Here is a 20,927-nt window from a genome sequence, read left to right as displayed (position 1 = left end):
GGGCGGGGGGGCCCTGCCGTGGCCGACGTGATGCTGTGGGGCGTGCTCCCCTACGTGGTGCTGGTGCTCTTCGTCGGCGGGGCCCTGTGGCGGTACCGCTACGACCAGTTCGGCTGGACGACCCGCTCCTCCGAGCTGTACGAGTCCCGGCTGCTGCGGATCGGCAGCCCGCTGTTCCACTTCGGGCTGCTGGTCGTGATCATCGGCCACGCGGCGGGGCTGGTCGTCCCCCGCGGCTGGACGCGCGCGGCGGGCGTCTCCGACGCCGCCTACCACGCCCTGGCCCTGGGACTGGGCGCCGTCGCCGGGGTGTGCACGCTGGCCGGGGTGGCGCTGCTGGTCTGGCGGCGCCGCACCACCGGCCCGGTGTTCAGCGCGACCACCGGAAACGACAAGCTGATGTACGCGGTGCTGGTGCTGGCGATCCTCGCCGGGCTGGCCACCACCCTGGTCTCCACCGCCGCCGAGTTCACCGGGGCGCACGAGCCGGACTACCGCACGACCGTCTCGGTGTGGTGGCGGAGCATCTGGGTGCTCGCCCCGGACGTGCCGGCCATGGCGGCGGCGGGGACGGCGTTCAAGGTCCACGCCCTGGTGGGCATGGCACTGTTCGCGGTCTTCCCCTTCACCCGGCTGGTGCACGCCTTCAGCGCACCGTGGTTCTACCTGTTCCGGCCGTATGTGGTCTACCGCTCGCGGAGCGGCCGTACGGCGCCGGGGGTCCGCCCGGCGCGGAGGGGATGGAGCTGATGACCGAGGCCGTGGCGCCGACGGTGCTGCCGTCGATGCCCCTGGAGGAGTGGGCCCGCACCAAGGAGACGCTGCACCGGTTCGAGCAGATCGTGGGCAAGGTGCGGCTCGCCTCCAGCCCGCGGCGCAACCACTGGTGGAACGTGCCCTTCCACCTGACCGGGACCGGGCTCACCTCGCGCCCGATGGGCATGGTCGACGGCAACCCGCTGTTCACCGTCGACTTCGACTTCGTCCGCCACCTGCTGGTCGCCTGCACCGAGGAAGGGCGCACCGCGGCCTTCCCGCTGGCCGGGCACAGCGTCGCCTCGTTCTACCGGGAACTGCTGAGCGCCCTGGACGGACTGGGCGTGCACGTGGAGATCGCCCACCCCTACCCCTACGACCTGCCCGACGCGGACCGGCCCTTCGCCGAGGACACCGAGCACGCCGCCTACCAGCCGTTCTGGGCGAACCGGTACTTCAGGGTGCTGGGGCGGGTGGGGGAGATCCTGGAGGAGTTCGCCGCCGGGTACTCGGGGAAGACCAGCCCCGTGCACCACTTCTGGCACACCTTCGACATCGCGGTGACGCGCTTCGGCGGCGTCGCCGTCCGCCAGCCCGAGGAGGCGGGCCCACTCATCCGCGAGGCCTACTCCGAGGAGGCGGTCAGCTTCGGCTTCTGGTTCGGCGACGACAGCGTCCCCGAGCCCGCCTTCTACTCCTACACCGCCCCCGAACCCGAGGGGCTGGACACGGCGCCGCTCCCGGAGGGGGCGGAGTGGGCCGAGCGCGGGCACGGGCACCTGGCGCTGCTGCGCTACGGCAGGGCGCGCGAGGCCGCCGACCCGCGTGCGGCCGTGCTCGCCTTCTACCAGGCCGCCTACGAGGCCGGGGCGCCGCTGCTCGGGTGGGACACCGACCGGCTGGCCTGCCCCGACGGAGTGACCGACCCGCACGACAAGCTGAGGAGCAACTGGTGGCAGACGTGAGCCTGACGGTGACCGACGTCCCGGCGCGGCGGCGGTACGAGGCGCGCGAGGCCGGGCCGGAGGGCGGGGCCGCCGGGTTCGCCGAGTACCTCCTGGCGGGGGAGATGGTGGTCTTCACCCACACCGAGGTCGACCCGTCCTACGAGGGCAAGGGGGTCGGCAGCGCGCTCGTCCGGGCGTCCCTGGACGACGTGCGCTCGCGCGGGATGGTCGTGCTGCCGCTGTGCCCCTTCTACCAGGGGTGGATCCAGCGCCACCCCGAGTACCAGGACCTCGTCTACCGGCGCCCGCCGAGCACCGTGACCGACTAGGGCGTGTCGATTGGATCATGACCTACTGCGCGGCGCCCAGGCACGCCCCTCGCCGCGTTCCCATCGGTCGGCAGCGCGCCCAGGCTGACTCCTCCTGCTTTTCGGGAACACAGCGGCCTTGCGATGGACATGACACCGCCAGCGCCCTCTACGGCCATGATCCAATCAACACGCCCTAGCGGCCGAGCGGGGCCCAGATCACAGAACGGTTGTCATCCGACAACGGGTGACCGAATCCGGTGTTCCGAGCCGATGCGGGGGTAATGAGGGGTCTTGCCCTCATTCCTCCCCCTGAAGCAAAGGAGCACCAGGGTCTTGGAGACCATAAACGACCTCCTGGTCACCGCTACGGACGCCTTCTGGCAGTTCCTCCTCATCCCGGTGCTGGCCGGCCTGAGCCTGTACTTCACCGTGCGGCTCGCCGGGGTGCAGATCCGCTTGGTCCCCGACATGGTGCGCCAGCTGCGGGGCACGCCGGAGACCGCGCCCGACGGCAAGAAGGCCATCTCGCCCTTCCAGGCGTTCTCGATCTCCGCCGCGGCGCGCGTGGGAACCGGGAACATCGTCGGCGTCGCGGGGGCGATCGCCGTCGGCGGTCCCGGCGCCGTGTTCTGGATGTGGATCATGGCCCTGCTCGTGGGCGCCGCGAGCTTCGTGGAGTCGACCCTCGCACAGCTGTACAAGGTGCGCGACGCGACCGGGTTCCGCGGCGGCCCCGCCTACTACATGCAGCACGGGCTCGGCGCCCGCTGGATGGGCCTGATCTTCGCCGTGCTCATCACGGTCACCTTCGGTTTCGTCTTCAACGCGGTGCAGTCCAACACCATCTCCGGTGCCGTGGCGAACTCGGTCGAGGCGGCCGGAGCGTCCGCCCCCGGCTGGCTGGCCCCGGCCGTCGGGCTGGCGCTGGTCGCGGTCACCGCGCTGGTCGTCTTCGGCGGCGTGCGCCGCATCGCGCACGTGACCCAGGCGCTGGTGCCGTTCATGGCGCTGGTCTACATCCTGATGGCGCTGGTCGTCGTGGTGCTCAACGCCGACCAGATCGGCCCGGTGTTCGCGCTGATCTTCGAGAGCGCCTTCGGGCTGCGCGAGGTGGCCGGCGCCACCATCGGCACCGTCATCGTCCAGGGCGTGCGGCGGGGCATGTTCTCCAACGAGGCCGGGCTGGGGTCGGCGCCCAACGCCGGGGCCACCGCCTCGGTGAGCCACCCGGTCAAGCAGGGCCTGGTGCAGACCCTGGGCGTCTACTTCGACACCCTGATCATCTGCACCATGACGGCCTTCCTGATCCTGGTCTCCAACCCGGTCTACGGCGAGGAGCGCGGGCCGTCCATGACGCAGGACGCCCTGCAGGCGGGCCTGGGCGACTGGTCGGTGCACGCGCTGACCTTCGTCCTGCTGCTGCTGTGCTTCAGCTCCGTGCTGGGCAACTACTACTACGGCGAGGCCAACGTCCGCTTCATCAGCCGGAGGAAGGGCGTGATGGCCGGCTTCCAGGTCGTCTTCCTGGTCGCCACCTTCCTGGGCTCCATCGGCCAGGTGGCGCTGGTGTGGAGCCTGGCCGACACCACGATGGGCCTGATGGCGCTGGTCAACCTGGTGGCGATCGCGCCGCTGGGCGGGGTGGCCGTGCTCCTTCTGCGCGACTACCTCGGACAGCGCGGCCAGGGCCTGGACCCGGTCTTCACGCGGGACCGGGTGCGGCACATCCCGGGGGTCCAGTGCTGGGAGGGCGAGGTCGAGGAGGAGGCGCGCGCCGCCGACTGACCGGACCGGCCCGGACACCGCGACGGGGCGCCCCGCACCCGCGGGGCGCCCCGTCCGTTCTCCGGAGGAATCCGGCAAAGCGCGGATAGAGCGATGAACCCCCGCAATGCGGGCAACGGGATGATGCCGGAACCGTCCCGACTCGCTAGTGTTCTACCTCACATCTGTGTGCCTGTTCCCAGGGGGACTGGATGACCATCGTCTCGATCGAGCCCGCCACCCCGGACCGCTGGAACGACCTGGAACGGATGTTCGGCCCCACAGGCGCCTACGGGCACTGCTGGTGCGCCTACTTCCGGCGCCGGGCCAAGGACTACTCCGAGAGCGTCTCCTGCCCGCCCCCCGAACGCGGTCGGACCAACAAGGAGGCCCTGCGCCGGATCACCCTCGAAGGCAGGATCCCCGGCCTGATCGCCTACGAGGGCAGGGAGCCGTGCGGCTGGGTCGCCGTCTCGCCCCGCGAGGAGTTCGTCCGCCTCACCCGCTCGCGCGCGCTGCGCCCCGTCGACCCCGACGAGCCCGGGGTGTGGTCGGTGGTGTGCTTCTGGCTCCCTCCGCGCGGCCGGCGCAAAGGGCTGGGCACCCGCCTGCTCGACGCCGCGATCGAGTACGCGCGCGCCGAGGGAGGGCGCTTCCTGGAGGCCTACCCCGTCGACACCGCGGGAGGCCGCGCCCCCAGTGCGGAGGTCTACACCGGGACCGTCCGGATGTTCCGCAAGGCGGGCTTCACCTGCGACGCCCACCCGGTGAGCGGGCGCCCCATCGCCCGGCTGGACCTCAAGGAGGCCTGAGGGCCCCTCAGGCCTCGGCGAGGCCGCGGATCCCGTCGACGGTGGCCCGCATACCCTCCTCCAGCATGGCCAGGCGCTTCGCCACGATCCGGTCCGCGTCGTGCGGCCGCTTCCCGGCGAGTTCGTCCATCGGACCGGGGTCGGGGCCGATGCTCATCGACTGGCGCAGCACGGTCCCCTCGCCCTCCGCGCGCACGTCGAAGCGCCAGGCGGCGACCCGCCGCTCGTCGGGGAGCAGGACGTGCCAGGCGAACGTGTGCGGTTCGTCGGCCTCGACCACCTCGCTCGTGGTGGTCCACTCGCCCATGTACTCGTTGTGGTTGCGGCCCGCGAAGCGCGCCCCGACGCGTGGGCCGTCGGCGCCGTCGAGCCACTCGGCGCTCCGCAGCTCGCCGCTGAACCGCGGCGGCACGGTGATGTCCGAGGCCAGGGCCCATACGCGCGCGGGTGCGGCCTCGATACGCGTCTCCACCTCGACTCTGCGGTCCTCTAGGGAGTACATGCGCCGAATGTAGCGCGCCCCCGGTTCCACAGGGGTGTGGGCCCCCACGTGGCCGTTGCATACCCTAGGGGGGTATGGTACACCGGGTAGAGTGGTCGACGGGACACGAGAGGAACGCGGCATGAGCGGAACCGATCAGGTGCATCCACAGGCGCTCCCGGCGCCCGCGGGCCGGGTGGAGCTGGCCATCACCGGCATGACCTGCGCCTCCTGCGCCAACCGCATCGAACGCAAGCTGAACAAGATGGACGGCGTCACCGCGACCGTCAACTATGCGACGGAGAAGGCCCAGGTCGACTTCGCCGACGGCGTCGCCCCCGAGGACCTGGTCGCCCAGGTCGAGAAGGCCGGGTACGGCGCCGCCCTGCCCGCCCCGCCGTCCCGCGGCGCCGGGGACTCCGGGGAGGAGCGCCCGGAGGACGACCCGGTCGCGCCCCTGCGCGACCGCACCGTCATCAGCCTCGTGCTCGCGGTCCCCGTCATCGCCATGGCGATGGTCCCGGCCCTGCAGTTCACCTACTGGCAGTGGCTCTCGCTGACGCTCGCCGCCCCCGTCCTGGTGTGGGGCGCGCTGCCGTTCCACACGGCCGCCTGGAAGAACCTCAAGCAGGGCACCGCCACCATGGACACCCTCGTGTCGATGGGCACCCTCGCGGCCTTCCTCTGGTCGCTGTACGCCCTGTTCTTCGGCACCGCCGGCACGCCCGGAACGGTCCACGCCTTCGAGCTGACCGTGGCGCGCGGCGAAGGGGCGGACAGCATCTACCTGGAGGTCGCCGCGGGCGTCACCTCCTTCATCCTCCTGGGCCGCTACTTCGAGGCCCGGTCCAAGCGCCGCGCGGGCGCCGCGCTCAAGGCGCTGCTGGAGATGGGCGCCAAGGACGTGGCGGTGCTGCGCGGCGGCACCGAGGTGCGCGTCCCCGTCGGGGAGCTGGCCGTGGGTGACGTGTTCGTCGTCCGCCCCGGCGAGAAGATCGCCACCGACGGCGTCGTCGAGGAGGGCACCTCCGCGGTCGACATGAGCATGCTCACCGGCGAATCGGTGCCGGTCGAGGTCGCCCCCGGGGCACCGGTGGCCGGGGCCACCGTCAACTCCGGCGGCCGGATCACCGTGCGCGCGACCCGGGTCGGCTCCGACACGCAGCTGGCGCAGATGGCCCGCATGGTCGAGGAGGCGCAGAACGGCAAGGCGCGGATCCAGCGCCTGGCCGACCGGGTCTCCGGGGTGTTCGTGCCCGTCGTCATCCTGCTGGCCCTCGGCACCCTGGCGTTCTGGCTGATCACCGGCGCCGGGGCCGCCGCGGCCTTCACCGCCGCCGTCGCGGTGCTCATCATCGCCTGCCCCTGCGCCCTGGGCCTGGCCACCCCGACCGCGCTCATGGTCGGCACCGGCCGCGGCGCCCGGATGGGCATCCTGATCAAGGGCCCGGAGGTGCTGGAGTCCACCCGCCGCATCGACACGGTCGTGCTGGACAAGACCGGCACCGTCACCACCGGCACCATGGTCCTCTCCGAGGTGCACACCGTCGAGGGCCAGGACGAGCGCGAGCTGCTGCGCCTGGCCGGGGCGCTGGAGGACTCCTCCGAGCACCCCATCGCCCGGGCGATCGCCAAGGGCGCCGCCCAGCGGGCCGGGGACCTGCCCGCCGCCGAGGACTTCGCCAACCAGGAGGGCCTGGGCGTCCGGGGCGTCGTCGAGGGCCACCTGGTCCTGGTCGGCCGCACCGCGCTGCTTCAGGAGTGGTCCCAGACGCTGCCCGAGGGGCTGCGCCGGGCCAAGGAGGAGGCCGAGTCCAAGGGCCGCACCGCCGTCGCGGTCGGCTGGGACGGCGCCGCCCGCGGCGTGCTGGTCGTCTCCGACACGGTCAAGCCCACCAGCGCCGAGGCGGTGCGCCGCTTCCGCGAGCTGGGGCTGAGCCCGGTGCTGCTCACCGGCGACAACACCGCGGTGGCCCAGGCCGTGGCCGCCGAGGTCGGCGTCGACCGGGTGATCGCCGAGGTACTGCCCCAGGACAAGGTCGCCAAGGTGCGCGAGCTGCAGGAGGAGGGCCGTGCGGTGGCCATGGTCGGCGACGGCGTCAACGACGCGGCCGCCCTGGCCCAGGCCGACCTGGGCCTGGCCATGGGGACCGGCACCGACGTGGCCATCGAGGCCGGGGACTTGACGCTGGTCCGCGGCGACCTGCGGGCCGCCGCCGACGCCATCCGGCTCTCCCGCCGCACGCTGCGCACCATCAAGGGGAACCTGTTCTGGGCCTTCGCCTACAACACCGCGGCGCTGCCGCTGGCCGCCGCCGGGCTGCTGAACCCGATGATCGCCGGTGCGGCGATGGCCTTCTCCAGCGTCTTCGTGGTCGGCAACAGCCTGCGGCTGCGCCGCTTCCGGGCCGCCGACCCCTCCTGATTGCGGTCCGACCGGAAAACCGAAACCCCAGCACAGCGCGCCCCCGCGGTCACGGACCGTGGGGGCGCCCCTGTCGCCGTGGGCCCCGGGCCGCTACCGTTGCCCGGCGTACCCCCCGGATCCGGGGCATTTCCGAACGTCCCGGCGAGCGACGAGAACGGAATCGGCATTGGCGACCGGCCACCCCCCTCTGGAGCTGTACGACCCCGGCTTCCACGCCGACCACCACGCGGCCTACGCGCGGATGCGCAAGGAGCACGGGCCCGTCATCCCCGTGATGCTGGAGCCCGGCGTGGAGGGGCGCCTGGTGGTCGACTACGCCCTGATCACCGCCTGGTGCCGGGATGAGCGCACCTTCAGCCGGGACGCGCGCCGGTGGAGGGACTGGCGCGAGGGGCGCATCCCCGACGACTCCTCCCTGCTGGGGATGATGGGCCACCGCCCCAACGCCCTGTTCTCCGACGGCGAGGCGCACCGCAGGGTGCGCCGCGCCATGGTCGACTCCCTCAGCCCGTTCGAGCCCGGCCGGGTCGGCGCCGAGGCGCGGTCCGTCGCCGAGCGGCTCGTCGACGGGTTCTGCGCGCGCGGCGAGGCCGAGCTCATGGAGGAGTTCGCGCGCCCGTTGCCGCTGCTGGTCATGAACGGCATGTTCGGCATGGACCACGAGTCCGGCCGCCGCTTCTTCACCGCCCTGCGCGACATGTGGGACGGCGTGGACGCCGAGCGGGCCAACGCCGAACTGGAGCGGGTGCTCTCGGCCCACATCGACCGCAAGCGCACCCACCCGGGCGACGACATCACCAGCACGCTCATGCGGCACCGGGCCGGGCTCTCCGACGAGGAGGTGCTGCAGCACCTGGTGCTCATGGTCGGGGCCGGGCACGAGCCCAGCGCGGCCCTGCTGTCCAACTCGGTCCGGGTGCTGCTCACCGACCGCGCGCTCGGCGACGACCTGGCCGGGGCGCGCACCGGCATCGACGAGGCCATCGAGCGGGTCATGTGGAGCGCGCCCCCGGTCACCAACTACCCGGTGATGTACCCGGTGCGGGACGTGGAGGTGCCCGGCGGGGCCGTGGTGCCCGAGGGCACGCCGGTGCTGCTGGGCTTCGCCGCCGCCAACCGCCTCCTCGCCGAGGAGTACGCCGACCGGCTGGACGACGCCCCCAACCGGGCCCACCTGGCCTGGGGCGTGGGCGCGCACCGCTGCCCGGCCAAGGACATCGCGACCGCCATCGCCGTCGCCGGGATCGAGGTGCTCATCCGGCGCCTGCCCGGGCTGCGGCTCGGCGTCGCCCCCGACGAGCTCTCCTGGCGCATCTCGCCGTTCGCCCACGCGCTCACGCGGCTGCCCGTCGCGTTCACCCCCCAGGCCCCGGAAGAGGAAGGAACGCCGTGGACCCCGTCCGACTCGGCACAGGAGACCTCCACCCCCAGGCGGCAGAGCTCCGAGAAGCCGGTGCAGTCGTCCCTGTCGAGCTTCCTGGTGAGGTTGCTGCGTGGTCGGTGACCCGCTACGAGACCGTGCGCGAGGTCGTCACCCACCCCGACGTCAAGAAGAACCCGGTGCACTGGCGGGCCTGGCGGGAGGGGCGCATCCGCCCCGACTGGCAGCTCATCTCCTGGGTCGCCGCCGAGAACATGCTGGCCCGCGACGACGACGACCACACCCGGCTGCGCAAGCTGGTCTCCAAGGCGTTCACCCCGCGCCGGGTGGAGGGGATGCGCGCCCGCATCGAGGAGCTGGTGGAGGAGCTGCTGGACCGGATGGCCGCCGGCGGGCCGGTCGCCGACGTCAAGGCCGACTACGCCTATCCGCTGCCGATGACGGTGATCAGCGACCTGTTCGGGGTGGACGACGACGGCTCCCGCGACGAGCTGCACCGGCGCATCGGGATGATGTTCGACCAGACCATCACCCCCGAGCAGGCGCTGGAGAACCACGAGGGCACCCAGCGGTTCCTCACCGGGCTGATCGAGCGCAAGCGGTCCTCCCCCGCCGACGACATGACCAGCGCCCTCATCGCCGCGCGCGATGAGGACAACGACCGGCTCAGTGAGTCCGAGCTGGTCTGGACGCTGATCCTGATCATCGGCGCCGGGTTCGAGACCACCATGAACGTGCTGACCAACGCGGTGCAGGCGCTGCTGACCCACCGCGACCAGCTCGACCTGGTGGTGCGCGGGGAGCGCTCGTGGAGCGACGCGGTCGAGGAGACGCTGCGCTGGAACACCTCGATCCAGAACGTGCCGCTGCGCTTCGCCGCCAAGGACCTGGTGGTCGAGGGCACGACCATCCCCGCGGGCGACGCGCTGCTGGTCTCCTACGGCTCGGCCGGGCGCGACCCCCGGGTGCACGGGGACACCGCCGACCGCTTCGACCTCACGCGTGAGGACAAGTCCCACGTGTCCTTCTCGCACGGGCCGCACTACTGCCTGGGCGCCAACTTGGCGCGGATGGAGCTGAACACCGCGCTGCCCGCGCTCTTCGCGCGCTTCCCGGACATGGAGCTGCTGGACACCGATCCCGAGCAGGTGCCCTCCATCGTCTCCAACGGCGTGGTCACGCTGCGGGTGCGCCTGGGGGAGGAGCGCAAGGGCTGAGCCGGGTCCGCCGAGGGCGTGTCCGATTCCGGACACGCCCTCAGATTCGGCGCGTCGGCGGGCATTTAGACTCGCCTAGGTGACGGCGCGGCCGCGGCGGCCGGGCTGCCCGAGGACCCGAGGAAGCCCCACCCATGAGTACAGAGCAGACCGCGCCCGGCCACCTGCTGGCCGGGCGCTACCGGCTCACCGAGCTGATCGGTGCGGGCGGCATGGGCCGTGTCTGGCGCGGCACCGACGAGCTGCTCGACCGCCCCGTCGCGGTCAAGGAGCTCACCATCCCGCCGCACCTGCCCGACGCCGAGGTGGAGGTGCTGCGCACCCGGATGCTGCGCGAGGCGCGCAGCGCGGCGCGTCTGGGCCACCCCTCCATCATCACCGTCTTCGACGTGGTGGACAGCGACGAGCGGCCGTGGATCGTGATGGAGCTGGTGCGCGGGCGCTCGCTGGGCACGGTCATCAAGGAGGACGGCGCCCTCGACCCCGGGCGGGCGGCCGCCATCGGGGTGCAGACGGCCACCGCGCTGTCCATCGCGCACGACCGGGGCATCGTGCACCGCGACATCAAGCCCGGCAACGTGCTGATCGCGGCGGGGGACCGGGCGGTCCTCACCGACTTCGGCATCGCCCGGCTGGAGGGGACCTCCGGGCTGACCCGCACCGGGCTGCTGGTCGGCTCGCCCGGCTACCTCTCGCCCGAGCAGGCGCAGGGCGGCCCGGCCACCCCGGCCTCCGACATCTGGTCGCTGGGGGTGACCCTCTACCAGGCGGTGGAGGGGCGGGTGCCGTTCGCCCGGGAGGCGGCGGTGGGGACGCTGACCGCCATCGTCACCGAGGAGGTGCCGCCGCCGCGGAACGCGGGCGTGCTGGCCCCGGTGATCGAGGCGCTGCTGGACAAGGACCCGCAGCGGCGCCCGGCCATCGCCGAGGTGCACCGGATGCTGGCCGAGGCGGCCGAGAAGGCGAAGAAGAAGGGGAGGAGGGCGCAGGCGGCGGCCCCCGCCGCCGCCACTCCCACCCCGGCCGCCGCCGCGATGCCCTCCGTCCCGGCCCCGTCCCTGCCGCCCGGCGCCGGGGACGGGTCCTCCGGCGGGGGCGGCCGCGGCCGCAGGCCCCTCGTCCTGGGCGGCGCCGCCGCCGTGGTGGCGGCCGCCGCCGTCGGCCTGGCCTTCTGGCTGGGCAACGGCGGCCTTGACGGGGCCGACCCGGACCCCCGAACGCCCCCGCAGGCGGCCGGGACGCCCTCGTCCGAGGACGGCCCCGGGCCGTCGTCGTCCCCGTCGCCGTCCGCATCCCCCTCGCCCGAGACCGAAACGGCGTCCTACGAGGACGAGACCGGGTTCTCCGTGGACCTGCCCGAGGGGTGGGAGCTGCGCGACCGGCAGGGGAGCAGCGTGTTCTTCGACATCCCCGGGGGCGGCTACCTCCAGATCGACCAGACCGACAGCCCCGGCGACAACGCCAAGGAGGACTGGGAGCAGCAGGAGGGGGCCATCTCCAGCAACTTCTCGGGGTACGAGAGGCAGAGCATCGAGGCCCTGGAGGAGCCCTTCGTCGAGCGCTACGTCAGCGCGGCCGACTGGGAGTTCACCTTCGACGGGCGGCACGCGGTGAACCGGGCGTTCCACACCGAGGAGAAGGGGTACGCGCTGTTCCTCGTCTCCCCGCCGGACACCTGGGAGGAGAACCGGGAGCTGCTGGACGCGGTCACCGCGTCCTTCGAGCCCGCGGCCTAGCGTCGGGGCCGCTTCGCGGTGCCGGGGTGTGCGGGCCCGTTCCTGTCGATTCAGCCCAGGAGGCCGATGGCGTAGGCGGTCAGGAGCATGCCCAGGACCGTGCATGCGTGTCGGGTGCTCTCCCAGCGGCGGGCGGACTCGGTCAGCGCGCGGGGGCGCCGGAGGCGCCCTCTCGGGAAGAGTCTCTTCCGCTTCTTGGCCATGGGGGACGGGCCAGCGGGTGCGTTCGCTGGGACGCGGGACCTGCGGTGTCTGGCCTCGGGCGGGGTCGCGTTCTGTTCCTGAGGGGCGAGTTCGGCGTGCACGCGGGCCAGCCACGGCGGGAGCGTACGGTCCTGGCCCTGGCCGTTGGCCGGGAGGCGCAGGTTGGTCGTTGGGCGGGGCCCGGCGGGCCGGGGGAGTTCGGCGTAGGGGCGGGCGCGGTTGAAGCGTCGGCCCTTGGGTGCGTCCAGGACGGAGCGGATGCGCGGGTTGGGGTGGGTGGTGGGCCCGGTGGCCGTGGGGGCGGGGGCCTGGTCGGTGTTCATGGCACAGGTGAATCCTTGCGTCGTGCTTGACGGGGGAAGGGTGCTGCGGCCGCCCTCTGTGGCCCGGGGCCGTGGGGTGCGGTGCCGCCCCCTCGTTTCGCGGCACCGGGCCCCAGGAGGCCGTCCGGACCGGGTTCCCCTCCCGGGGCGGCCGCAGCGGTCTTGGGGGCTTCTTCGTTTCAGGCGGTGAAGATGAAGGGCTCCAGACCCCGGGGGACCTGGTCGGGGTCGACGGGAAGGTCGGCCCACACGCACAGGCCCAGGTTCAGGCTCGGGTGGGCCAGGACGGGGAAATAGCCCCACCGGTGGGCGAGGGAGTCGATGAGCAGGAGGCCGCGCTGGCCTTCGGCCTCGGCCCAGTCGTGGGTGGTGCGGTCGGTGGGGACGGCGGGCCGGGTGGGGGTCCACCCGGAGTCGGTGACCTGCAACCGGAGGGTGCCGGGCCGGTGCAGGCACAGGCGGCGGACCACCTCCCCGCCCTCGTGCCCGGAGGCGGTGTAGGCGACGGCGTTGGCGAAGAGTTCGGAGCAGCACAGCTCCACGCTGTCGACGGCGTCGTCGGGGAAGCCCTTCAGGTCGGTGCGCACGTGGTGGCGCACGCGCGATGCCTGGGAGAGCGTGCCGGGGTAGATGCGCGGTTCCCACCGCACCGACCGGAAGGCGGCCCCTCGTGCATAAACAGACATATCACCCTCCATTGGGTGAATCAGTGTTTCACTGAAACAGTGATCCTCATGCGAACAGCATGCTTACGAGGGAATCGGGCGCGCCAGTGCTTCAACGGTCGGGTCGATATGTGTTGAGGCTGGTTGATTTTCGTTTCAGATCGGTTGATACTTGGGGTGTGGTCGATCGAGCGAAGTCGGCGTGGATCAAGTTCGGGCGTGAGGTGAAGCGGAGGCGCGTCCAGGCTGGGCTATCGCAGGCGCAAGTGGCCAAGAGGCTCTCTCTGACGCATGCGATGGTCAGTGCGATCGAGCGCGGCATCCGCGGAGTGAAACCGGAGTATGTAGCGCAATTCGACCAGGTCTTCTCAACCGATGGTGCGTTGACCGACCTATGGAAGACTCTCAACACGAACGAGGGGTACCCCGACTGGCTCCGCGACATCGTGCTGCTCGAACAGCGGGCCACCGAGATCCGCGAGTACCACGCGGTCCTCGTTCCCGGGCTGCTGCAGACCAGCGCCTATACCCAGGCGCTCGCTATCGCCGGCCGTCCCTCTCGCACGTCCGAAGAGGTCGAGGAGGTCGTCGAGGGGCGGCGTCGTCGTCAGGAGATCCTGGGGCGGCAGCAGCCTGCACCGCCTCTGCTCCTCGTGGTGTTGGATGAGATGGTCATCCGAAGGCCGGTCGGAGGGCCGCGCGTCATGGCTGACCAGCTCGAACGACTTCTGGAAGTGGGGAGCGAGCCCAGGGTGGCCCTCCAGATCGTGCCTTACCGAACTGAGCAGCACCCTGGGTTGGCCGGTGCGTTCCGGCTCGTCCGGGCGGACGATGGAACCGACGTGCTGTATCTGGAGCATGCGCAAGCTGGCATCCTGATCCAGGATTCCGCAGATCTCAAAGAGTTCAGTGAACGCTTCGCCGACCTCCGAGGAGCGGCGCTGCCGCAACCGGAGTCGCGGAAACTGATCGAAGAAGTGCGAGGAGAGTTCCGATGACCAGCGCGGATTGGGCCTGGCGGACATCGACCTACAGTACGGACCGTGGGGAGTGTGTTGAGGTCGCAGACTCCCCCGGTTCCAGCGCCGTGCGCGACACCAAGCACCGTGACCTCGGCGCACTGCTCTTCAGATCCCCCGAGTGGCGCGCTTTCATCGACGCCGCCAAGCGGGACGCCTTCTAATCCCCCAGTGCCTCCCCATCACTCCGTCTCCGTCGCTGGTGCGGTCGTCCGCGAGGACGGCCGCGTCCTGGCCATCCGCCGTGCCGACAACGGGCATTGGGAGCCCCCGGGCGGTGTCCTGGAGCCGGGTGAGGACTTCGAGACCGGTGTCCGCCGCGAGATCCGCGAGGAGACCGGCCTCCACGTGCGCGTTGGGCCCCTCACCGGGGTGTACAAGAACATGAAGGCCCACGTCGTGGCGCTGGTCTTCCGCTGCGCCCCGACTTCGGGTGCGCCGCACCTGACCGACGAGACCACCGGCATCGACTGGCTCACCCCAGACGAGGTCGCGGCCCGAATGGCGCCCGCCTACGCCTGCCGCCTCCTCGACGCCCTTGCCCCTGCTGCCTCCCCCGCCATCCGAACCCACGATGGCCGTGACCTCCTCTGAAGTTCTGAAGGCCCGATGGAGAAGGCGCCACCTGTGCTGGCTTCCTGGCCCGGCTCGCTAGCGCACCAGGTGGGCGGCGTTCCCCTCCTCGCCGGGCGCCAGTTCCGGGCGCAGCACCAGGGCGTCGTCGTAGTCGCCGCCGTTCTGGGAGCGGAACGGGATCGGGTCGGTCCGCCAGGCCGCCAGGACGCGCTCGGCCAGGTGCTTGCCCGCGCGCTCGGCGTCCTCGGCCGAGGAGCGGTCGGCGCTGTGCACGACCACCGGCGGCAGCACGTCCATGCCCGTGTACCAGAAGGTGCCGTGGTTGAGCGGGAAGAGAATGTCCTCGATGGCGCCGTTGACGCCGCGCGGGCCGATCGAGGTCTCCCGGGCGCCGACGGTGGTCACCGCGAGCGCGCGCCTGCCCGACAGCGGGCCTTCGCCGTAGCGCAGGGCGCGCCCGGTGTCGGGGTCGTACACCCCGTAGCCGAACCCCAGGGTGAGGACGCGGTCGAACCAGCCCTTGAGGATCGCCGGGACGCCGTACCACCACAGCGGGAACTGGACGACCACCGTGTCGGCCCACAGGAGCTTCTCCTGCTCGGCGACGATCTCCGGGGCGAGGGCCNCCCGCAGCCGCTCGGCGGGGTCGTGCCCGAAGTCGGCGGGGGTGACGACCGGGTTCCACTCCATCGCGTACAGGTCGGACTCCCGCACGGAGTGGCCCTCCTCGGCGAGGGCGCGCAGTGCGGTGTCCCGCAGCGCCCCGTTGAGGGAGCGGGCGTCGGGGTGGGCGAAGACCCAGAGGACGTTCATCGGGGATCTCTCCTAGCCGTTCGTCGGGAACACGTCGATCCTGCGGCCCGAAGCCGCACCCCGGCGAGTGGCCCGTCGGCCGATATGCGCAAGAATCGGGCCATGAACCGTCACCGTGTCGCGCTGCTCGTCCGGGACGGCGCGCTGCCGATGGAGACCGGGATCGTCCACCGGGTCTTCGGCGAGGCGCGCTCCGCCGACGGGTTCCCGCTCTACTCCGTCGTCACCTGCGCCGTCCGCCCCGGCGTGGTCCGCACCGACGCCGACTTCACCTTCAACGTCGACCACGGGCCCGAGGCCCTGGCCGAGGCCGACACCGTGGTGGTGCCCGCCTCCGACGTCGACTACGAGCCGCACGGCGGTCCGCTGGAGGGGGAGCTGGCCGAGGCCTTCGCCCGGATCCCGCCCGGGGCGCGGTACGCGTCGATCTGCACCGGGTCCTTCGTGCTCGCCGCCGCCGGGCTGCTGGACGGGCGGCGGGCCACCACGCACTGGCGCTCGGCGGGGCTGCTGGCGCGGCTCTATCCGGCCGTGCGGGTGGAACCGGACGTGCTCTACACCGACGAGGGCGACGTGCTCACCGCCGCGGGCGTGGCCGCCGGGATCGACCTGTGCCTGCACATGGTCCGCCGGGACCACGGGGCGGCGGTCGCGGCCGAGGTCGCCCGCCGCACGGTCGTGCCCCCGCACCGCGACGGCGGGCAGGCCCAGTACATCGAGCGGCCGGTGCCGCGCCCCGCCGAAGGCGGGGCCACGGCGGCGGCGCGGGCCTGGGCCGAGGCCGACCTGGCCCGGCCCGTGCGGCTGGCCGAGATGGCCGGCCGGGCGTCGATGAGCGTGCGCACCTTCACCCGGCGCTTCCGCGAGGAGACCGGCGAGTCGCCCGCGCGCTGGCTGCACCGGCAGCGCCTGGCCTACGCGCGCGAGCTGCTGGAGGCCACGGACCTGCCGGTCGACCGGGTGGCCGAGAAGGCGGGGCTGGGCACGGCGGCCTCGCTGCGCGCGCACATGAAGGCCGACGCCGGGGTGTCGCCCACCGAGTACCGCAGGACCTTCCGCGGGCCTACCCCTCCGGCCCCTCCTGCGCCCCCGGCTCGGGCGCGCCGGTGAGGCGGCGCAGCGCCGCCATGAGGGCCTCGGTGCCGGGAAGGGCGTCCGGGTCGATCAGCGACTGGAGGATGATGCCGGAGAACAGCGCGTAGGCGGCGCCGCCCAGGGCGAGGCCCTCCGGGGTCCCCTCCGAGCCCGGGTCGAGCAGCGCCGCGAAGTCCCGGTGGGCCTCCTGGTAGGCCGCGCCGAGCGCCGAGCGCAGGTCGGGGGAGAACTGCGCCTCGGCGTAGGCCTGGACGCTCGCGAGCAGCAGGTCCCGGTCCTCGGGCAGGATCGCGCGCATCCGCTCCAGCAGCGCGGCCAGCCGCGTCTGCGGGTCCGGCTCCTCGACCGACTCCAGCGCCTCGGCGACGGTGTCGCCCCACTCGCTGGTCGCCGCGATGACCGCGGCGTGCATCAGCGCGTCCTTCGATCCGTAGTGGTAGCCGATGGAGGCCAGGTGCGCGCCGGAGGCGGCGGCGATGTCGCGCGCCGTGGTGTGCGCGTAGCCCTTCTCCACCAGGCACTTCTTGGCGCCTTCGAGCAGATCGTCGCGGTGGTTCATGGCGGCATCCTACCGCGCTCTTGGACGTACGTACATATTGACGGGTGTCTATGACGTACGTACGATCCGGGGCATGGCGACGACACCCACCACCCCGACCACCGAACCGGAACCGCCCCGCGCCGGCGCCCGCGCCTGGGCCGGGCTGGCCGTGCTGCTGCTGCCCGCGCTGCTGGTGTCGATGGACATCTCGGTGCTGTTCGTGGCGGCTCCCGCGCTGGCCGCCGCCTTCGACCCCACCGCCGCCCAGTGGCTGTGGATGATGGACGTCTACGGCTTCGTCATGGCCTCCCTGCTGATCGCCATGGGCGGGCTGGGCGACCGGATCGGCCGTCGGCGTCTCCTGCTGGCCGGAGGCGCCGCCTTCGGCGCGGCCTCGGCCCTGGTGGCCTTTGCCCCCACCGCCGAGCTGCTCATCGCCGGGCGCGTGCTGCTGGGCGTCGGCGCGGCCACCCTCGCCCCCTCCACGCTGGCCCTGATCCGCGGGCTCTTCGCGCACCCCGGGCAGCGCCGCACGGCGGTGGGCGCCTGGACGGCCGCCTTCAGCGGCGGCGCCGTGGCCGGCCCGGTCCTCGGCGGCCTGCTGCTGGAGCACTTCTGGTGGGGGTCGGTCTTCCTGGTCAACGTGCCGGTGATGGCGGTGCTGCTGGTGGCGGCGCCGCTGCTGGTCCCCGAGTCCCGGGCGCCCGAGGGCGGGTCCTTCGACCTGCCGGGGGCGCTGCTGTCGCTGGCGGCGCTGCTGGGCACCGTCTTCGCGGTCAAGCACGCCACCGAGTACGGCCCGGACGCGGCCGCCGCGCTCGCCCTGGCCGGGGGCCTGCTGGGCGGGGTGCTGTTCGTGCTGCGCCAGCGCAGGGCCGCGCACCCGCTGATCGACCTGAGCCTGTTCGGCAACCCCGCGTTCAGCGCCGCCGTCGCCGCCAACGGGGCGGTGTCGCTGGCCGCGGCCGGGATGGGCTTCCTGGCCTTCACCTACCTGCAGGTCGTGCACGGCCTGAGCCCGTTCTGGGCGGCCGTGTGGGCCCTGCCCACCTTCCTCGGCACGGTCGCCGGGGTCGCGGCGGCGGGGGGCCTGGTCCGGCGCGTGCCGCGCGGGGCGGTGATCGCCTCGGGCCTGGCCGTCAGCGCGCTCGGGTTCACCGGGATCGCGATGGTGGGGCCCACATCGCCGGTGCCGCTGTTCATCGGCGCCTACATCGTGGTCACCCTGGGCGTCGGGGCGGCGAGCTCGCTGGCCAACGACCTGGTTCTGGGCTCGGCCCCGCGCGAGCGCGCGGGAGCGGCCTCGGCGGTGTCGGAGACCGCCGTCGAGCTGGGCAACGCACTGGGCATCGCGATCCTGGGCACCATCGCCGCGGCCGTGTACCAGGGCACGATGCGCGAGCAGGCCCCGGCGGCCGCGGACGGGGCGCCCGGCCAGACGGTCGCGGCCGCCGCCGAGCAGGCGGCGGCGATGGGCGAGGCCGGCAGGGGCCTGCTGGACACCGCCTTCACGGCGTTCACCCAGGGCATGAACGCCGCGGCCCTGACGGGGGCGGGCGTGATGGCGGTGGTGGCGGTCTTCTCGGCCCTGGCCCTGCGGGGGAGGTGAGGCCGTCCCGGCACGGGAGCGCGACCGAGCGGCGCGTCCCTGACGGAACACCGGCGGAACACCGGCGGAACACGAAAGGCCCTGGCCGCCTGGGTGCCCCTGCGCGCGAGGCATCCATTGTGACCAGGGCTTTCCTGTGTCTCGGGGCTACTTCAGCAGCTGGCGGGCCATCACCATGCGCTGGATCTGGTTGGTGCCCTCGTAGATCTGGGTGATCTTCGCGTCGCGCATCATGCGCTCGACCGGGAAGTCCTTCACGTACCCGGCCCCGCCCAGGAGCTGGACGGCGTCGGTGGTGATCTCCATGGCCGCGTCGGAGGCGTAGCACTTGGCCGCCGCCCCGAAGAAGGACAGGTCGGAGTCGCCCCGCTCGGACTTGGCGGCCGCCGCGTAGACCATCTGGCGGGAGGTCTCCAGCTTCATCGCCATGTCGGCCAGCATGAACTGCACGCCCTGGAAGTCGGCGACCGCCTTGCCGAACTGCTTGCGCTCCTTGACGTAGGCCACGGCGGCGTCCAGCGCCCCCTGGGCGATGCCCACGGCCTGGGCGCCGATGGTGACCCGGGTGTGGTCCAGGGTGCGCAGCGCGATCTTCAGGCCCTCGCCGACCCCGCCCACCCGGCGGTCGTCGGGGATGCGCACGTCGTCGAAGAACAGCTCGCGGGTGGGCGAGCCCTTGATGCCGAGCTTGCGCTCGGGCTCGCCCAGGGTGAACCCGGGGTCGTCGGCGTGCAGCACGAACGCGGTCACGTTGCCGCCGCGCTTGCCGTCCGGGTCGGTCACCGCCATGACCGTGTAGTACGAGCTCACCCCGGCGTTGGTGATCCACGACTTCTGGCCGTTGATCACCCACTCGTCCCCGTCGCGGACCGCCTGGGTGCGCATGCTCGCGGTGTCGGACCCGGCCTCGCGCTCGGACAGGCCGTAGGAGAACATCGCCTCGCCGCGCGCCACCGGCGGCAGGTAGCGCTGCTTGACCTCCTCCGAGGCGCCCAGGATGAGCGGCATGGTGCCGAGCTTGTTCACCGCCGGGATGAGCGAGGACGAACCGCAGGCCCGTGCCACCTCCTCGATCACGATGCAGGTGGCCAGCGCGTCGGCGCCGACGCCGTCGTAGGCCTCACCGATGTGCGGGGCGTGGAAGTCGGTCGCCCGCAGCGCGTCGTAAGCCTCCTGCGGGAACGCGCTCTTCTCGTCGACCGCCGCCGCGTGCGGGGCGATCTTGTCCTCGGCCACCGCGCGCACCGCGGCGCGCAGCTCCTCGTGCTCCTCGGCGGTGGTGAACAGATCGAAGCTCATCGGCCCTCCTGGCGGTGCGCGCGGCATGTCTGGCACTGAGTGCCTGATACTGGCATCACGTGACAGCGTACGTTATCGGGGAGGGGGTGAGGAGGGGCATGACCGGCAGAGCGAACGATCGGGCGGACGACCGGGCGGAGGAGAGGCACGCGGTGGTCGCGGCCGCGGTGCGGCTCTTCGAGCGCCGCGGCTACGACGCCACCACCATGGGGGACGTCGCCGAGGAGGCGGGGCTGAGCCGCCGCAGCCTCTTCCGGCGCTTCGGCACCAAGGAGGACATCCTCTTCGCCGAGCACGAGGACCTGTACGGGACGGTGCGGCGCTTCCTGGACGCCGCCCCCGGCGACGACCCGGTCGCGACGGTCACCGCCGCCGCCCGCATGGTCTTCCAGGGCTACGCGGCCGAGCCGGACACCTCCGTGCGCCGGTTCCGCCTCGTGCGGGCCGTACCGCGGCTGCGCGACCGGGAGATCGCGATGACCGCGCGCTACCAGTCGGCGTTCCGCCGCTACCTGGCGGGCGGGGAGCGCGACACCGAGCGCGCGCTCGCGGCCGAGGCGGTGGCGGCCTCGGTCATCGCCGCGCACAACCACGTGCTGCGGTCGTGGCTGCGCGAACCGGACCGGCCGGTGCCCTGGGACCGGTTCGACCGCGCGATGGCGTTCGTCACCGAAGGGCTGGGCGACGTGCTGCGCGGGTCCCCCGGTGCGGGTGGCGCAGGCGGCCCGGGCGGCGGGGTCGTGGTCGCGGTCTACCCGCCCGGCACCGACCCCGACGAGGTCGCCCGCCGGGTGCGCCGGGCACTGGAGCCGGGTGACCCTCCCGCTGCGGTAGATTCGCGTGGGCGTATCTGACCAGCGAAGAGGGAGGCGGGCGCGGTGACGGCGACAGAGGTGCTGGCCGAGGCGGGCCGCCGCAGGACGTTCGCGGTGATCTCGCATCCGGACGCC

Annotated in this window: 21 protein-coding genes; 15 read left to right on the top strand and 6 right to left on the bottom strand. The window is 72.7% G+C overall.

All coding sequences use genetic code 11. The features are described 5' to 3' along the window. Nucleotides 1-30 precede the first annotated feature (30 nt). From narI to D476_RS0105145, 5 genes are all read left to right on the top strand, one after another. Nucleotides 31-750, top strand: coding sequence for a respiratory nitrate reductase subunit gamma (gene narI, locus D476_RS0105165; protein WP_040725339.1), 720 nt, complete (start codon nucleotides 31-33; stop codon nucleotides 748-750). Beyond that, a complete protein-coding gene (locus D476_RS0105160) occupies nucleotides 741-1,721 on the top strand; it encodes a DUF5996 family protein (RefSeq protein WP_017622908.1) in 981 nt (326 codons plus the stop codon). The genes narI and D476_RS0105160 overlap by 10 nt, the downstream gene beginning before the upstream one ends. Continuing rightward, nucleotides 1,709-2,032: a GNAT family N-acetyltransferase gene (locus tag D476_RS0105155; protein WP_017622907.1), complete on the top strand. Its 324-nt coding sequence runs from the start codon at nucleotides 1,709-1,711 to the stop codon at nucleotides 2,030-2,032. Before D476_RS0105160 ends, D476_RS0105155 begins: the two co-directional genes overlap by 13 nt. Nucleotides 2,033-2,347: 315 nt before the next feature. Next, nucleotides 2,348-3,799, top strand: coding sequence for an alanine/glycine:cation symporter family protein (locus tag D476_RS0105150; protein WP_017622906.1), 1,452 nt, complete (start codon nucleotides 2,348-2,350; stop codon nucleotides 3,797-3,799). Nucleotides 3,800-3,990: 191 nt separating this feature from the next. Beyond that, nucleotides 3,991-4,590 (top strand): GNAT family N-acetyltransferase, encoded by a 600-nt coding sequence (locus D476_RS0105145; RefSeq protein WP_017622905.1) that lies wholly within the window; start codon nucleotides 3,991-3,993, stop codon nucleotides 4,588-4,590. A 7-nt stretch (nucleotides 4,591-4,597) separates the two neighbouring features. Here D476_RS0105145 and D476_RS0105140 read toward each other — a convergent pair whose 3' ends face one another. After that, a complete protein-coding gene (locus D476_RS0105140) occupies nucleotides 4,598-5,092 on the bottom strand; it encodes an SRPBCC family protein (RefSeq protein WP_040725329.1) in 495 nt (164 codons plus the stop codon). A 121-nt stretch (nucleotides 5,093-5,213) separates the two neighbouring features. Here D476_RS0105140 and D476_RS0105135 point away from each other — a divergent pair, with 121 nt between their 5' ends. The 4 genes from D476_RS0105135 (at nucleotide 5,214) to D476_RS0105120 (ending at nucleotide 11,833) form a co-directional block, all read left to right on the top strand. Beyond that, the gene (locus D476_RS0105135; RefSeq protein WP_017622903.1) at nucleotides 5,214-7,496 is read left to right on the top strand and encodes a heavy metal translocating P-type ATPase; all 2,283 of its coding nucleotides are present in this window, start codon (nucleotides 5,214-5,216) and stop codon (nucleotides 7,494-7,496) included. A 169-nt stretch (nucleotides 7,497-7,665) separates the two neighbouring features. After that, nucleotides 7,666-9,003 (top strand): cytochrome P450 family protein, encoded by a 1,338-nt coding sequence (locus tag D476_RS0105130; protein WP_017622902.1) that lies wholly within the window; start codon nucleotides 7,666-7,668, stop codon nucleotides 9,001-9,003. Beyond that, complete coding sequence (locus tag D476_RS0105125) at nucleotides 9,000-10,097, top strand: cytochrome P450 family protein (RefSeq protein WP_017622901.1); 1,098 nt, start codon at nucleotides 9,000-9,002, stop codon at nucleotides 10,095-10,097. The genes D476_RS0105130 and D476_RS0105125 overlap by 4 nt, the downstream gene beginning before the upstream one ends. Nucleotides 10,098-10,231: 134 nt before the next feature. After that, the gene (locus tag D476_RS0105120; RefSeq protein ID WP_017622900.1) at nucleotides 10,232-11,833 is read left to right on the top strand and encodes a serine/threonine-protein kinase; all 1,602 of its coding nucleotides are present in this window, start codon (nucleotides 10,232-10,234) and stop codon (nucleotides 11,831-11,833) included. Nucleotides 11,834-11,883: 50 nt separating this feature from the next. Here the strand turns inward: D476_RS0105120 and D476_RS0105115 are convergent, their stop codons facing one another. Both D476_RS0105115 and D476_RS0105110 read right to left on the bottom strand, forming a co-directional pair. Further along, nucleotides 11,884-12,360 (bottom strand): hypothetical protein, encoded by a 477-nt coding sequence (locus tag D476_RS0105115; protein WP_017622899.1) that lies wholly within the window; start codon nucleotides 12,358-12,360, stop codon nucleotides 11,884-11,886. A 179-nt stretch (nucleotides 12,361-12,539) separates the two neighbouring features. After that, nucleotides 12,540-13,046, bottom strand: coding sequence for an ATP-binding protein (locus tag D476_RS0105110; protein ID WP_026123254.1), 507 nt, complete (start codon nucleotides 13,044-13,046; stop codon nucleotides 12,540-12,542). Nucleotides 13,047-13,204: 158 nt separating this feature from the next. On the opposite strand from D476_RS0105110, the gene D476_RS0105105 reads away from it, so the two are divergent. Genes D476_RS0105105 through D476_RS0105095 form a run of 3 tightly spaced genes read left to right on the top strand, consistent with a single transcriptional unit; the run spans nucleotide 13,205 to nucleotide 14,638 of the window. Continuing rightward, the gene (locus tag D476_RS0105105) at nucleotides 13,205-14,023 is read left to right on the top strand and encodes a helix-turn-helix domain-containing protein (protein ID WP_017622897.1); all 819 of its coding nucleotides are present in this window, start codon (nucleotides 13,205-13,207) and stop codon (nucleotides 14,021-14,023) included. Then, a complete protein-coding gene (locus D476_RS0105100) occupies nucleotides 14,020-14,208 on the top strand; it encodes a DUF397 domain-containing protein (RefSeq protein WP_017622896.1) in 189 nt (62 codons plus the stop codon). Before D476_RS0105105 ends, D476_RS0105100 begins: the two co-directional genes overlap by 4 nt. Nucleotides 14,209-14,215: 7 nt before the next feature. Next, nucleotides 14,216-14,638, top strand: a complete 423-nt coding sequence (locus D476_RS0105095; protein ID WP_017622895.1) for an NUDIX hydrolase — start codon at nucleotides 14,216-14,218, stop codon at nucleotides 14,636-14,638. Nucleotides 14,639-14,695: 57 nt separating this feature from the next. On the opposite strand, the gene D476_RS0105090 is transcribed toward D476_RS0105095, so the two are convergent. Next, a complete protein-coding gene (locus tag D476_RS0105090; protein WP_017622894.1) occupies nucleotides 14,696-15,433 on the bottom strand; it encodes an NAD(P)H-dependent oxidoreductase in 738 nt (245 codons plus the stop codon). Between the two features lie 102 nt (nucleotides 15,434-15,535). Here D476_RS0105090 and D476_RS0105085 point away from each other — a divergent pair, with 102 nt between their 5' ends. Next, complete coding sequence (locus D476_RS0105085; RefSeq protein ID WP_017622893.1) at nucleotides 15,536-16,543, top strand: GlxA family transcriptional regulator; 1,008 nt, start codon at nucleotides 15,536-15,538, stop codon at nucleotides 16,541-16,543. Here the strand turns inward: D476_RS0105085 and D476_RS0105080 are convergent. Further along, nucleotides 16,497-17,087, bottom strand: coding sequence for a TetR/AcrR family transcriptional regulator (locus D476_RS0105080; protein WP_017622892.1), 591 nt, complete (start codon nucleotides 17,085-17,087; stop codon nucleotides 16,497-16,499). The genes D476_RS0105085 and D476_RS0105080 overlap by 47 nt on opposite strands. A 73-nt stretch (nucleotides 17,088-17,160) precedes the next feature. Between D476_RS0105080 and D476_RS0105075 the strand changes: the two genes are divergently transcribed. After that, nucleotides 17,161-18,678, top strand: a complete 1,518-nt coding sequence (locus D476_RS0105075) for an MFS transporter (RefSeq protein ID WP_017622891.1) — start codon at nucleotides 17,161-17,163, stop codon at nucleotides 18,676-18,678. A gap of 147 nt (nucleotides 18,679-18,825) precedes the next feature. Here the strand turns inward: D476_RS0105075 and D476_RS0105070 are convergent, their stop codons facing one another. Beyond that, nucleotides 18,826-19,977, bottom strand: a complete 1,152-nt coding sequence (locus tag D476_RS0105070) for an acyl-CoA dehydrogenase family protein (RefSeq protein WP_017622890.1) — start codon at nucleotides 19,975-19,977, stop codon at nucleotides 18,826-18,828. A 98-nt stretch (nucleotides 19,978-20,075) separates the two neighbouring features. Here D476_RS0105070 and D476_RS0105065 point away from each other — a divergent pair, with 98 nt between their 5' ends. Beyond that, nucleotides 20,076-20,831, top strand: a complete 756-nt coding sequence (locus tag D476_RS0105065) for a TetR/AcrR family transcriptional regulator (protein WP_017622889.1) — start codon at nucleotides 20,076-20,078, stop codon at nucleotides 20,829-20,831. Nucleotides 20,832-20,927 lie beyond the last annotated feature (96 nt).

This window comes from Nocardiopsis chromatogenes YIM 90109 (assembly GCF_000341185.1).
GTDB classification, from domain to species: Bacteria; Actinomycetota; Actinomycetes; order Streptosporangiales; family Streptosporangiaceae; genus Nocardiopsis_A; species Nocardiopsis_A chromatogenes.
This window is presented reverse-complemented; position numbering and strand designations above follow the sequence as displayed.

Coding starts and splice junctions, on each gene's coding strand:
- narI (WP_040725339.1), top strand. CDS start 31: ATGCTGTGGGGCGTGCTCCCCTACGTGGTGCTGGTGCTCTTCGTCGGC.
- D476_RS0105160 (WP_017622908.1), top strand. CDS start 741: ATGGAGCTGATGACCGAGGCCGTGGCGCCGACGGTGCTGCCGTCGATG.
- D476_RS0105145 (WP_017622905.1), top strand. CDS start 3,991: ATGACCATCGTCTCGATCGAGCCCGCCACCCCGGACCGCTGGAACGAC.
- D476_RS0105140 (WP_040725329.1), bottom strand. CDS start 5,092: ATGTACTCCCTAGAGGACCGCAGAGTCGAGGTGGAGACGCGTATCGAG.
- D476_RS0105135 (WP_017622903.1), top strand. CDS start 5,214: ATGAGCGGAACCGATCAGGTGCATCCACAGGCGCTCCCGGCGCCCGCG.
- D476_RS0105120 (WP_017622900.1), top strand. CDS start 10,232: ATGAGTACAGAGCAGACCGCGCCCGGCCACCTGCTGGCCGGGCGCTAC.
- D476_RS0105115 (WP_017622899.1), bottom strand. CDS start 12,360: ATGAACACCGACCAGGCCCCCGCCCCCACGGCCACCGGGCCCACCACC.
- D476_RS0105110 (WP_026123254.1), bottom strand. CDS start 13,046: ATGTCTGTTTATGCACGAGGGGCCGCCTTCCGGTCGGTGCGGTGGGAA.
- D476_RS0105100 (WP_017622896.1), top strand. CDS start 14,020: ATGACCAGCGCGGATTGGGCCTGGCGGACATCGACCTACAGTACGGAC.
- D476_RS0105085 (WP_017622893.1), top strand. CDS start 15,536: ATGAACCGTCACCGTGTCGCGCTGCTCGTCCGGGACGGCGCGCTGCCG.
- D476_RS0105080 (WP_017622892.1), bottom strand. CDS start 17,087: ATGAACCACCGCGACGATCTGCTCGAAGGCGCCAAGAAGTGCCTGGTG.
- D476_RS0105075 (WP_017622891.1), top strand. CDS start 17,161: ATGGCGACGACACCCACCACCCCGACCACCGAACCGGAACCGCCCCGC.
- D476_RS0105070 (WP_017622890.1), bottom strand. CDS start 19,977: ATGAGCTTCGATCTGTTCACCACCGCCGAGGAGCACGAGGAGCTGCGC.
- D476_RS0105065 (WP_017622889.1), top strand. CDS start 20,076: ATGACCGGCAGAGCGAACGATCGGGCGGACGACCGGGCGGAGGAGAGG.